Annotated in this window: 9 protein-coding genes and 1 tRNA gene; 2 read left to right on the plus strand and 8 right to left on the minus strand. The window is 70.6% G+C overall.

What is annotated here, in order from left to right; all coding sequences use genetic code 11:
* Positions 1–4: 4 nt before the first annotated feature.
* Genes N8K70_RS08765 through N8K70_RS08775 form a run of 3 tightly spaced genes read right to left on the minus strand, consistent with a single transcriptional unit; the run spans position 5 to position 3,204 of the window.
* Complete coding sequence (locus N8K70_RS08765) at positions 5–1,027, minus strand: LLM class flavin-dependent oxidoreductase (RefSeq protein WP_317137966.1); 1,023 nt, start codon at positions 1,025–1,027, stop codon at positions 5–7.
* A 29-nt stretch (positions 1,028–1,056) separates the two neighbouring features.
* Complete coding sequence (locus N8K70_RS08770; RefSeq protein WP_317137967.1) at positions 1,057–1,830, minus strand: SGNH/GDSL hydrolase family protein; 774 nt, start codon at positions 1,828–1,830, stop codon at positions 1,057–1,059.
* 9 nt (positions 1,831–1,839) lie between these two features.
* Positions 1,840–3,204 carry an MFS transporter gene (locus N8K70_RS08775; protein ID WP_317137968.1) on the minus strand — a complete coding sequence of 455 codons (1,365 nt, stop codon included), beginning with the start codon at positions 3,202–3,204 and terminating at the stop codon, positions 1,840–1,842.
* A gap of 120 nt (positions 3,205–3,324) precedes the next feature.
* On the opposite strand from N8K70_RS08775, the gene N8K70_RS08780 reads away from it, so the two are divergent.
* On the plus strand, positions 3,325–4,608 hold the full coding sequence (locus N8K70_RS08780; RefSeq protein WP_317137969.1) for an MFS transporter: 1,284 nt from the start codon (positions 3,325–3,327) through the stop codon (positions 4,606–4,608).
* A 24-nt stretch (positions 4,609–4,632) separates the two neighbouring features.
* Here the strand turns inward: N8K70_RS08780 and N8K70_RS08785 are convergent, their stop codons facing one another.
* Positions 4,633–6,306: a DUF885 domain-containing protein gene (locus tag N8K70_RS08785; RefSeq protein ID WP_317137970.1), complete on the minus strand. Its 1,674-nt coding sequence runs from the start codon at positions 6,304–6,306 to the stop codon at positions 4,633–4,635.
* A gap of 29 nt (positions 6,307–6,335) precedes the next feature.
* Complete coding sequence (polA, locus tag N8K70_RS08790; RefSeq protein WP_317137971.1) at positions 6,336–8,963, minus strand: DNA polymerase I; 2,628 nt, start codon at positions 8,961–8,963, stop codon at positions 6,336–6,338.
* Positions 8,964–9,012: 49 nt separating this feature from the next.
* On the opposite strand from polA, the gene N8K70_RS08795 reads away from it, so the two are divergent.
* Positions 9,013–9,435 carry a hotdog fold thioesterase gene (locus N8K70_RS08795; protein ID WP_317137972.1) on the plus strand — a complete coding sequence of 141 codons (423 nt, stop codon included), beginning with the start codon at positions 9,013–9,015 and terminating at the stop codon, positions 9,433–9,435.
* 54 nt (positions 9,436–9,489) lie between these two features.
* Here N8K70_RS08795 and N8K70_RS08800 read toward each other — a convergent pair whose 3' ends face one another.
* From N8K70_RS08800 to pyk, 3 genes are all read right to left on the minus strand, one after another.
* Entirely contained in the window at positions 9,490–10,107 is a 618-nt protein-coding gene (locus N8K70_RS08800; RefSeq protein ID WP_317137973.1) for an ANTAR domain-containing response regulator, read from the minus strand.
* Positions 10,108–10,187: 80 nt separating this feature from the next.
* A tRNA-Leu gene (locus tag N8K70_RS08805) sits at positions 10,188–10,270 on the minus strand.
* A gap of 91 nt (positions 10,271–10,361) precedes the next feature.
* On the minus strand, positions 10,362–11,810 hold the full coding sequence (pyk, locus tag N8K70_RS08810; protein WP_317137974.1) for a pyruvate kinase: 1,449 nt from the start codon (positions 11,808–11,810) through the stop codon (positions 10,362–10,364).
* Positions 11,811–11,926: the final 116 nt, after the last annotated feature.

Raw genomic sequence — 11,926 nt, forward strand, 5'->3', positions numbered from 1 at the left:
GCTGTCAGCGCCAGCCGAGCGCCGGCGCCACGTGCGTGAGGATCGACTCGAGCACGTGCGCGTTGTACGCCACTCCCAGCTGGTTCGGCACGGTGAGCAGCAGGGTGTCGGCCTCGGCGACGGCCTCGTCCTGTGCGAGCTCCTCGATCAGCTCGTCGGGCTCGGCGGCGTACGACCGGCCGAAGACCGCGCGCATGCCGTCGATGGAGGCGAACTGATCGTCCCGGTCGCCGCTGCCGAGGAAGTACCTTCGGTCACGGTCGTCCACGATCGCGAAGATCGAGCGCGAGACCGACACGCGGGGCTCGAAGCCGTGGTCCTGAGCGGCCCACTCCTCGCGGAACGCACCGATCTGCCTCGCCTGCTGCACGTGGAAGGGCTCGCCGGTCTCGTCGCTCTTGAGCGTGGAGCTCATGAGGTTCATCCCGTGCTGAGCGGCCCACCTCGCCGTCGCGTCCGACGCCGCGCCCCACCAGATGCGGCGACGCAGCCCCTCCGAATGCGGCTCGAGTCGCAGCAGACCCGGCGGGTTCGGGAACATCGGCCGCGGGTTCGGCTCCGCGAAGCCCCTCCCCTCGAGCAGCTGCAGCAGAAGCTCGGTCTTCTGACGCGCCGCCTGCCCGCCCGACGGGTCGTCCTCCGCGGACCGGTAGCCGAAGTGACGCCACCCGTCGACGACCTGCTCGGGTGACCCCCGCGAGATGCCGAGCTGGAGCCGCCCGCCCGCGATGAGGTCGGCGGACCCCGCGTCCTCGACCATGTACATCGGGTTCTCGTACCGCATGTCGATCACGCCGGTGCCGAGCTCGATGCGGCTCGTCTTCGCGCCCGCCGCGGCGAGCAGCGGGAAGGGCGACGCGAGCTGACGCGCGAAGTGATGCACGCGGAAGTACGCGCCGTCCGCGCCCAGCTCCTCCGCGGCCTGCGCGAGCTCGATCGACTGCAGCAGCACGTCCGCTGCGCTCTGCGTCGCCGAGGTCGGATGCGGCGTCCAGTGGCCGAAGGAGAGAAAGCCGATGTTCTTCACGAGGTGATGCAACCGTCAGCGCTCACGACCTATTCCGATGAATAATCACGCGCCGAGACGATCACCGGCTCCGGGTACTTCGGCTGCTTGCCGTCTCCCGACGAGCGTCGTCTCAGTCGACGGCCCACCCACGGGAGCACGTGGGTCCGGTAGTAGGCGCCGGACGAGAGATGCACGACGTCGGGGCCGGGGAGGTCCCACCACTCCTCCGGCGGGTTCAGTCCGAGCGCGTCGAGCACCCGCGCGGCGACGCGGTGGTGGCCGCGCGGGCCCATGTGCAGGCGATCGGCCGACCAGAACCTGGGGTGCGACAGCTCGCGATCCGGCCAGTTGAGCGCCTGGACGACGTCGGCACGGTCTTCGATGCGACGGCCCACGGCCTCCGAGAGCTCATCGCCGCGGCGTTGGAGGAGCCGGGACAACGGCAGCCCCGCCGACGGATTCGCTCCCGAGAGGAGGATGAGCCGTACCCCCTCCTCGTCGCATCGCCTCAGGACGACCGAGAACGCCTCCGCGATGCTCTCGACGGTGGCCCCGCGGCGAAGGATGTCGTTGCCTCCGCCGTTGAACGACAGGTGCGTCGGCTTCAACGCGAGCGCGGGCTCGAGCTGCTCCTCCACGATGGGCCAGGCGAGCCTGCCGCGGATCGCGAGGTTCGCGTACTCGACCGGCGCTCCCACCGCGTCGGACCACCCGTACGCGACGAGGTCCGCCCAGCCGCGAGGCTGCCCATCCGGCATCTCGTCGCCGACGCCCTCCGTGAACGAGTCGCCGATGGCCACATAGCGGATGGTCTCTGTCATCCCCTCAGGCTACCGAGCGGGCACGGACGGCAGGGTCGCGTCGAGCGCCTCGCCGCGCTTGTCGGCGAGGGGGATGGTGCCGACGGCGGCGATGACGAAGAACGCCGCGAAGACCGCGAAGACGAGCACCGCGCCGCCCTGGGCGAGTGCCCACGGCGTGAACAGCGGCGCGACGATGGAGGCGATGCGTCCGACGCCCGCGGCCCAGCCCGCGCCGGTCGCCCGCACGCCCGTGGGATAGAGCTCGGGCGTCACGGCGTAGAGCGCGCCCCACGCGCCGAGGTTGAAGAACGACAGCAGCGACCCGAACACGAGGATCTGCCACAGCTCCCCCGCGTTGCCGAAGAGCACGGCGGCGACCGCCGACCCGACGAGGAAGGTCGCGAGCGTCGCCCGTCGTCCCCACACCTCGATGAGCCACGCCGCCACGGCGTATCCCGGCAGCTGCGCGAGCGTGATGAGGAGGGTGAACTCGAACGACCGGACGAGGTCGTACCCCTGGGCGACGAGGATCGACGGGATCCAGATGAACGCGCCGTAGTACGAGAAGTTCACGCAGAACCAGACGACCCAGATCGCGGCCGTGCGCGCGCGCAGCGCGGGCGCCCACAGCGCCCCGATGGCCGCCGTCCCTGTGGGCGTCTCCGCGACGGCGGGGGCGGCCCCGACGACGGGCGCCTCGTCCGCCGATGCCGACGGCGCACGTCCCGATGCCTCCTCGAAGCGTCGCACGATCGCCTCCGACTCCGCGACGCGGCCCTTCGACTCGAGCCACCGGGGCGACTCCGGGAGGCCCCAGCGCACGACGATCGCGTACACCGCCGGCACGGCGCCGAGCACGAAGGCCCACCGCCATCCGTCGTCGAACGCGCCCACGACGAACGTCCCGATGACGGCGGCCAGCGTCCATCCGACCGCCCAGAACGCCTCGAGGACGACCACGAGCCGGCCGCGGATGCGCGCGGGCGCGAACTCGCTGACGTACGTCGAGGCGACGGGGAGCTCGGAGCCGAGCCCGACGCCGACGAGGAACCGGAAGACGAGGAGCGCCCCGACGCCGCCGACCAGCGCGCTCGCCCCGGTTGCGACGCCGTAGACCAGGAGCGTGAGCGCGAACACCTGGCGGCGACCGAGCCGGTCGGCCAGGAGCCCGCCCACGCTCGCACCGACCGCCATCCCCACGAACCCGATGGAGGTGATGAGCCCCGCCTCGCCCGGCGCCAGCTGCCACTGCACGGTGAGCGCGGCGATGACGAACGAGATGAGGCCGACGTCCATGGCGTCGAGCGCCCAGCCGATGCCGGAGCCGGTGAGGAGACGCACGTGCTGCCGGTTGAACGGCAGCGTGTCGAGTCGTGAGGAGGGAGTCGCCATAGCACCAGGTTAGTGTCAATCCGACATGAAGGATGCACGCGCGGGAGTAGCCTGAGAGGGACGATCGAGACGTACGGAGGACATGTGAGAGGCCGCACCGCGCCCCCTTCAGCCGCGTGGATGTGGACGATCTGGATCGTCGCCGTCCTCGCCTACGTGCTCGCGGTGACGAACCGCACCTCGCTCTCCGCCGTCGGGGTCGACGCCGCCGAGCACTTCAGCGCCGACGCGTCGACCCTGTCGATGTTCGCCGTGCTGCAGCTGGGGGTCTACGGCCTCATGCAGGTCCCGATCGGCGTCTGGCTCGACCGATACGGCGCGCGCCCGATCATGGCGATCGGGATGGTGCTCATGGCCGCGGGCCAGCTGATCATGGCCGTGTCCCCGAACGTCGGCGTCGCGATCGTCGCGCGGATGCTCCTCGGCGCGGGAGACGCGGCGATCTTCCCCGGCGTCCTGCGCCTCGTGGCGACGTGGTTCCCCGCCCAGCGCAACCCGATCATGGTGCAGCTCACGGGCATCGTCGGTCAGCTGGGCCAGCTCGTCGCGATCCTCCCCCTCGCCGCCCTGTTGCACGCGACGTCGTGGTCCATCGCCTTCGGCGGCCTCGCCGGCCTCGCCGCGCTGTTCACGATCCTCATCGTCGCGCTCGTGCGAAACCATCCGCCCGAGCGCGATGCCGACGTGTCCGTGAACACCGAGACCGGCGCCATCCGCGTGGTGACGAGCGCGATCGACACGCGGGTCGGCATCCGCGCGGCCTGGGCGAACCCGGGCACGCGTCTCGCGTTCTGGTCGCACTTCACGACGCCGTTCGCGGGCACGGCCTTCGTCATGCTCTGGGGCTTCCCCTTCCTCACGGCCGGCGAGGGGCTCTCGTCCGGCCAGGCGTCGCTCGTGCAGAGCACGCTCGTCCTCATGGGGATCGTCTTCGGCCCCGTGATCGGCATTCTCTCGTCGCGCAACCCCCATCGCCGCTCCCGCATGCTCGTCCTGCCGATCGTCGCCATCCAGCTCCTCGCCTGGATCGTCGTGCTCGCATGGCCGGGACCCGCTCCCCTCTGGCTGCTGCTCCTGCTCGTCGTCGCCCTCGCGCTGGGCGGGCCCGCGTCCATGATCGCCTTCGACCATGCGCGCACGCACAACCCGTCTCATCAGCTCAGCACGGCCACCGGCATCACGAACGTCGGAGGTTTCCTCGCCGGTCTCCTGGCCATCCTGTTCATCGGCGTGGCGCTCGACCTGCAGGGCGCGAGCGACCCCTCCTCCTACTCGCTCGAGGCCTTCCGGATCGCGTTCCTGACGCAGGTGCCCATCTGGCTCACGGGTGCGGCGTTCATCGTCCGCGAGCGCAGACGCACACGGGTCCACATGGGCCTCGACCGCCCGCGCCGCGACCCCTGAGCGCGGCCATCGTCCTTCAGCCGGTCACGGGACGAGCGCGGTCCTGAGGGTGTCGAGGCCCACGCCACCCAGATCGAGCGCGCGCTTGTGGAACTCCTTGATCGAGAAGGCGTCGCCGCGACGGGACGCGTACGCGTCCCGCAGCTGCTCCCAGATGCGCTGGCCCACCTTGTACGCCGGAGCCTGCCCCGGCCATCCGAGGTAGCGGTTCACCTCGAACCGCACGAACTCGTCGGACATGTTCACGTTCGCCCGCATGAAATCGAGCGCATACGCGGCGTCCCAGGTGCCCTGTCCGTCGAGCCGCGGCTTGCCGAGGTGAACGCCGATGTCGAGGACGACGCGGGCGGCGCGCATGCGCTGGCCGTCGAGCATGCCGAGGCGATCGGCGGGGTCGTCGAGGTAGCCGAGGCCCTCCATGAGACGCTCGGCGTACAGCGCCCATCCCTCCGCGTGCCCCGAGGTGCCGGCGAGGAGGCGCCGCCAGGAGTTGAGCTCCGCGCGGTTGTACACGGCCTGCCCGATCTGGAGATGATGTCCCGGCACGCCCTCGTGATAGACGGTCGTGAGCTCGCGCCAGGTGTCGAACTCCGTCACGCCCTCCGGCACCGACCACCACATCCGGCCCGGCCGGGAGAAGTCGTCGGTGGGACCCGTGTAGTAGATCCCGCCCTCCTGCGTGGGCGCGATCCTGCACTCGAGGCGACGGATCGGCTCGGGGATGTCGAAGTGGGACTGTGCGAGCTCAGCGACCGCTCGGTCGCTCGTCTCCTGCATCCAGCGCTGCAGCGCCTCCGTGCCCACGAGCTTCCGCGCGGGGTCCGACTCGAGGAAGGCCACGGCCTCCTCCACCGTCGCGCCCGGCACGATCTCCTCGGCGATCGCCTGCTGCTCGGCCACCATCCGGCGGAGCTCCTCGACGCCCCACTCGTACGTCTCGTCGAAGTCGATCGTCGCGCCGAGGAAGCGGCGCGAGTTGAGCGCGTAGAGCTCGCGTCCGACGGCGTCCTCCGTCGAGGCCGCGTCCGCGAGCTCGTCCGCAAGGAACCGCACGAGCCGGTCGTACGCGCCCCGGGCCGCATCCGATCCCTTCTCGAGGTCGCCGGCGAGCGATGCGGGCAGCTCCGATGCGCCGGCTCGCGCTCCGGACGCGAGGGTGGCGAAGAACCCGTCGTCCGCCGTGTAGCGAGGGATCTGCGCCGCGACCTCGCGCGCCTGGCGGACGGCCGGCACGACCCCCTGCGCGATCCCCTCGCGCAGGGTGGCGATGTAGCCGTCGATCGCGGCGGGGATGGCGCCGAGGCGCCGCGCCACGGCCGACCAGTCGTCGGGCGTCTCGGTCGGCATGAGGTCGTACACCTGTCGGATGTCCTGCGGCGCGCTCGCGATGACGTTGAGGTCGCGCAGATGCCAACGCGCCTCGAACCGCTCGATGCTCAGGCGGAGCCCGCTCGACAGATCCGCCTTCGTGACGCGGTCGACGTCGTCGGCGGGCTCGGCGGCGTCCAGCGCCGCGAGCACGGCACGCGCCTCGGCCACGTGCCGCTCCGCGCCCGCGGGACTGAAGTCGTCGTAGCGGTCGTTCGCCTCGTCGCGCCCGATGTACGTCGCGAGCGTGGGCGAGAGGTCGACGACGGTGTCCACCCACCCCTCCGCGATGCGGTCGATCTCGGTCTGCTGTCGAACGGCGTCGGTCATCGTCGTGTCTTCTCCTCCGTCTGCCGCGCTCAGTGCGCGGCCTGGTTCCAGTCGTCGCCGCGGCCGACCTGCACGTCGAGCGGCACCGTGAGCTCGGCCGCGTCGGCCATGCGCCCGCGGACGATCGTCTCCACCGCGTCCCACTCCCCCTCGGCCACCTCCACGACGATCTCGTCGTGGATCTGCAGCAGCAGCCGTGAGCGCAGACCGGCGAGGTCCTCGTGCACTCGGAACAGCGCGATCTTCATGATGTCGGCCGCCGATCCCTGGATCGGCGCGTTGAGCGCCGCGCGCTCCGCGTTCTCGCGCAGCACGCGGTTCGGGCTTGTGAGGTCGGGAAACGGTCGCCGGCGGCCGAAGATCGTCTCGGTGTACCCGTCGACGCGGGCCTTCTCCACCGACGACCGCAGGTAGTCGCGCACGGCGCCGAACCGCGCGAAGTACTCCAGCATGAGCGCCTTCGCCTCGGACTGCTCGATGCGCAGCTGCTTCGAGAGCCCGAAGGCCGACAGCCCGTACACGAGGCCGTACGACATCGCCTTCACCTTCGTGCGCATCTCGTTCGACACGTCCTGCGGCTCCACGCCGAACACGCGGGCGCCGACGAAGCGGTGCAGGTCCTCCCCCGCCCGGAAGGCCTCGATGAGCGCGGGGTCGCCCGACAGGTGCGCCATGATCCGCATCTCGATCTGCGAGTAGTCGGCCGTCATCAGGGTCTCGTAGCCCGCCCCCACCTCGAACGCGGCGCGGATGCGGCGCGACTCCTCGGTGCGGACGGGGATGTTCTGCAGGTTCGGGTCGGTGCTCGACAGCCGCCCGGTCTGCGAGCCCGTCTGGACATAGGTCGTGTGCACCCGTCCGTCCGCGTCGATGGCCGCGTCGAGCCCGTCGATGATCTGCTTGAGCTTCGTGGCCTCGCGATGCGCGAGCAGGAGGCCGAGGAACGGATGGTCGGCCTTCTCCTGAAGCTCCGAGAGGGCGCCGGCGTCGGTCGTGTAGCCGGTCTTCGTCTTCCTCGTCTTCGGGAGGTCGAGCTCGACGAAGAGCACCTCCTGGAGCTGCTTCGGCGAGCCGAGGTTCACCTCGTGCCCGATCGTCGCGTACGCCTCCTGGGCGAGCCCCTGCGCGCGCTCCCCCAGCTCGTCCGAGAACGCCGAGAGCCTCTCGTGCGACACGGACACTCCCGCGAGCTCCATCTCGGCCAGCGCGAGGAGCGTCGGCAGCTCGATGTCGGAGAGGACGGGCCGCACGCCCTCGGGAAGCGCGTCGCGCAGCGCCGCCGCCACCCGCACCGTGAACCACGAGCGCTGACCGGGCGTCGCCCCCTCGTCCTCGGGGACCAGCTGGGAGGGATCCGCCTCGGGGAGCTTCTCCTGCAGGTAGGTGTCGACGAGGTGGGCGAGCGTCTTGTCGGGGAAGCTCGGGCGCAGCAGCCATCCCGCGAGGATGACGTCGAACGCGAGCCCCGCGACCGCGACGCCCGCGCGGCGCAGCGCCTTGACCTGCGGCTTCGCGTCGGCGAACGCCTTGGGCGCCTCCGACGCGAACCAGTCGGCCAGCGCGTCGCGCACGTCGTCGTCCCAGCCGGCCTCCACGACCTCCTCGGCGGTCGCGAGCCCGATCCGCACCGGGAGCCCGGCATCGGTCACGAGGGTGACGCCGATCTCGCCCTCCGCGGAGGCGACCCACGACGCCAGCTCGGGCGCCGTCCGCTCCGAGGCGGCCGGCGCCCGGGTCGCCGGCGCCGCCGCGGCCTCGTCTCCGGGGACCCCCGTCACCTGCAGCACCCGCCCGAGCAGCGCGCGGAACTCGAGGCGCGCGAAGACGTCCCGCAGCGCCTGGGCGTCGGCGCCCTCGCGCCTGAGGTCGTCGAGCGCGACCGGCAGCTCCACGTCGCGCAGGAGCCGGTTGAGCCGGCGGTTGCGGCGCACGTCCTCGACGTGGTCGCGCAGATTGCCGCCCACCACGCCCTTGAGGGTGTCGGCGCCGTCGAGCAGGGCGTCGAGCGAGCCGAACTGCGTGAGCCACTTCACGGCGGTCTTCTCGCCGACCTTCGGCACGCCGGGCAGGTTGTCGCTCGTCTCGCCGACGAGGGCGGCGATGTCGGGGTACATCTCCGGTGGCAGCCCGTACTTCTCCACGACGGCGGCGGGGTCGTAGCGCTTGAGCTTCGACACGCCCTGCACCGACGGGTACAGCAGCGTGATGTCGTCGTTCACGAGCTGGATGGTGTCGCGGTCGCCCGAGCAGACGAGCACGTGCCATCCCGCCTCCGCACCGCGGGTCGCGAGGGTCGCGAGGATGTCGTCGGCCTCGAAGTCGGGCTTCTCCAGCACCGTCACGTTCATGGCGCGCAGGCACTCCTGCAGCAGCGGGATCTGCCCCTTGAACTCGGGCGGCGTCTCGGCACGGGTGCCCTTGTACTCGGCGTACTCGCGCGTGCGGAACGACTCCCGCGACACGTCGAACGCGACCGCGACGTGGGTCGGATCCTCGTCCCGCAGCAGGTTGACGAACATCGACAGGAACCCGTGGATCGCGTTCGTGTGCTGGCCGTCCGAGGTGGAGAAGTTCTCGACCGGGAGGGCGAAGAACGCCCGGAAGGCGAGCGAATGGCCGTCGACGACGAGCAGAGTAGGCTTCGTGGAGTCCGTCACCCGTCCAGCGTAACGAGCGGCACGGACATCCGAGTCACGAGGGAGACCGATGGCGGATCAGCAGGACGGCCTGCAGTGGGTCAGGGAGCGCGGAGCGGGCCTCCTGGCGGAGCGGATGGGCATCGAGTTCACCGAGTTCTCCGTCGAGCGGTCGGTCGCGACGATGCCCGTCGCCGGGAACACGCAGCCCGTGGGGCTCCTGCACGGGGGCGCCTACGTCGTGCTCGGCGAGTCGCTCGGATCGATGGCGGCCAACCTCTTCGCCGGTCCCGGGAGGCTCGCCGTCGGCGTCGACGTCAACGCGACCCACACCGCCTCCGCCGTGCGCGGCGTCGTCACGGGGGTCTGCACGCCCATCCATCTCGGCCGCACGCTCACCGTGCACGAGATCGCCATCACGAACGAGGACGGCCGACGCTGCTCGACCGTGCGCATCACCAACGTCATCAGGGACGCGCCGAAGGCGTCCTGACGGCCGAAGGGCCGGGCATCCACGGGATGCCCGGCCCTTCTCGCGTCTCGGCGGTCAGCCCTTCTTGGGGGCCAGCTGCTCGATGATCGCCTTCGCGACGTCCTGCATGGTGAGCCGGCGGTCCATCGACGCCTTCTGGATCCAGCGGAACGCCTCCGGCTCCGACAGGCCCATCTTCTCGTTGAGGAGCCCCTTGGCGCGGTCGACGAGCTTGCGCGTCTCGAACCGCTCGACGAGGTCGCCGACCTCGGCCTCGAGCGTGATGATCTGGTCGTGGCGGGCGAGTGCGATCTCGATCGCCGGCAGCAGGTCGTTCGGGGTGAACGGCTTCACGACGTACGCCAGGGCGCCGGCCTCACTGGCCCGCTCCACGAGCTCCTTCTGGCTGAACGCCGTGAGGAGGACGACGGGCGCGATGTGGTTCTTGCTGAGCTTCTCGGCGGCGCTGATGCCGTCGAGCTGCGGCATCTTGACGTCCATGATGACGAGGTCCGGCCGGAGCTCCGTCGCGAGCTGGACCGCGGTCTCCCCGTCGCCCGCCTCGCCGACGACGTCGTAGCCGTTGTCGCGGAGGATCTCCACGATGTCCAGGCGGATGAGGGACTCGTCTTCTGCGACCACCACGCGGCGAGGTGCCGTCGCGGGGGTCTTCTCGGTCTGCTCTTCGCTCACTGTTCCATCCTAGAGGTCAAGTCGCTGGGCGAACCCCCAGACGACACGCAGAACGCCGCGCGGATCCGCGCGGCGCGTCGTGCCGGTGGTGGGGGTCGAACCCACACGCCCTGTCGGGCAAAGCATTTTGAGTGCTCCGCGTCTGCCATTCCGCCACACCGGCATGCGTCCACGACGATACCGGATCGGCCCGGCGTCGCGGCATGCGCGGGAGCGGGACCGACGGATGCCCGCCGTCCCGCCCCCGCAGGACGCTACTGCCCCTGCTTGTACACGGGAGCGGCGCCGTGGACGGCGTCGCCGACGCGATGCACGCGCAGGTCGTTGGTCGAGCCCGAGATCCCGGGAGGGGAACCCGAGATGACGATCACCTTGTCGCCGACCTTCGCCAGGTCGTTCGACAGCAGGTGCTCGTCGACCTGCAGGAACATGCGGTCGGTGTGCTCGACCTGCTCGACGCGCACCGAGCGGATGCCCCAGGTCAGCGCCATCCGGCGACGGGTCGCCTCGTCCTGCGTGAACGCGAGCATGGGACGGCGCGAGCGCAGACGCGACAGGCGGCGAGCGGAGTCGCCCGACTGCGTGAACACGCAGAGGAACTTCGCCTCGACGAAGTCGGCGACCTCGATCGCGGCGAGCGTGATGGCGCCGCCCTGCGTGCGGGGCTTGGCCGTGAGCGGCGCGATGCGCTCCAGCCCGTGGTCCTCCGTCGACTCGACGATGCGCGCCATGGTCTGCACCGTGATGGCGGGGTAGGCGCCCACGCTCGTCTCGCCGGAGAGCATGACGGCGTCGGCCCCGTCGAGCACGGCGTTGGCGACGTCGCTCGTCTCGGCCCGCGTGGGAACGGGGCTCGAGATCATCGACTCCAGCATCTGGGTCGCGACGATGACGGGCTTCGCCAGGCGGCGCGCGAGCTCCACGGCCTGCTTCTGCACGATCGGGACGGCCTCGAGGGGGAGCTCCACGCCGAGGTCGCCGCGCGCGACCATGATGCCGTCGAAGGCGTGCACGATCTCCTCGAGGTTGTCCACGGCCTGCGGCTTCTCGATCTTGGCGATGATCGGGACGCGGCGCCCCTCCTCCGCCATGATCACGTGCGCACGCTGGACGTCCTTCGCGCTCCGCACGAAGGACAGGGCGATGATGTCGGCGCCCTTGCGGAGCCCGTAGCGGAGATCCGCCTCGTCCTTCTCGCTGAGGGCGGGGACGTTGACGGCGACCCCCGGCAGGTTGATGCCCTTGTTGTTCGACACGGCGCCGGCGACGATCACCTCGGTGGTGACGACCGTGTCGTCGGTGTCGACGACCTTCACGCGCACCTTGCCGTCGTCGATGAGGAGCATGTCGCCCGGCCTGACGTCGTGGGGAAGCCCCTTGAACGTCGTGCTGCTGATCTCCTTGTTGCCGAGGATGTCCTCGGTGGTGATCTTGAAGATGTCGCCCGCTGCGAGGTCGTAGGGGCCGTCCTCGAACTTGCCGAGGCGGATCTTCGGACCCTGCAGGTCGACGAGGATCGCCACCGGCTTGCCCGCCTCCTCGGCTGCGGCGCGCACGTTCTCGAAGTTGTTGTCGTGCACGGTGTAGTCACCGTGGCTGAGGTTGAAACGCGCGACATCGAGCCCCGCCTCGATGAGGGACTTCACAGTCTCCTTCGTCGAGGTGGCGGGTCCCAGCGTGGCGACGATCTTGGCTCGTCTCAAAAGCTTGCCTTCCGCACTGCTTGCTTCTTCTGTTGTGGACGCATCGGCGTCCGTCGGGCCGGTGAGCCGTTCCGCACGAACGGCCACCGCGGATTCACGGGATGCAGGTTCCACAC

Source organism: Microbacterium sp. AB (assembly GCF_032878875.1).
Classification (GTDB): domain Bacteria; phylum Actinomycetota; class Actinomycetes; order Actinomycetales; family Microbacteriaceae; genus Microbacterium; species Microbacterium betulae.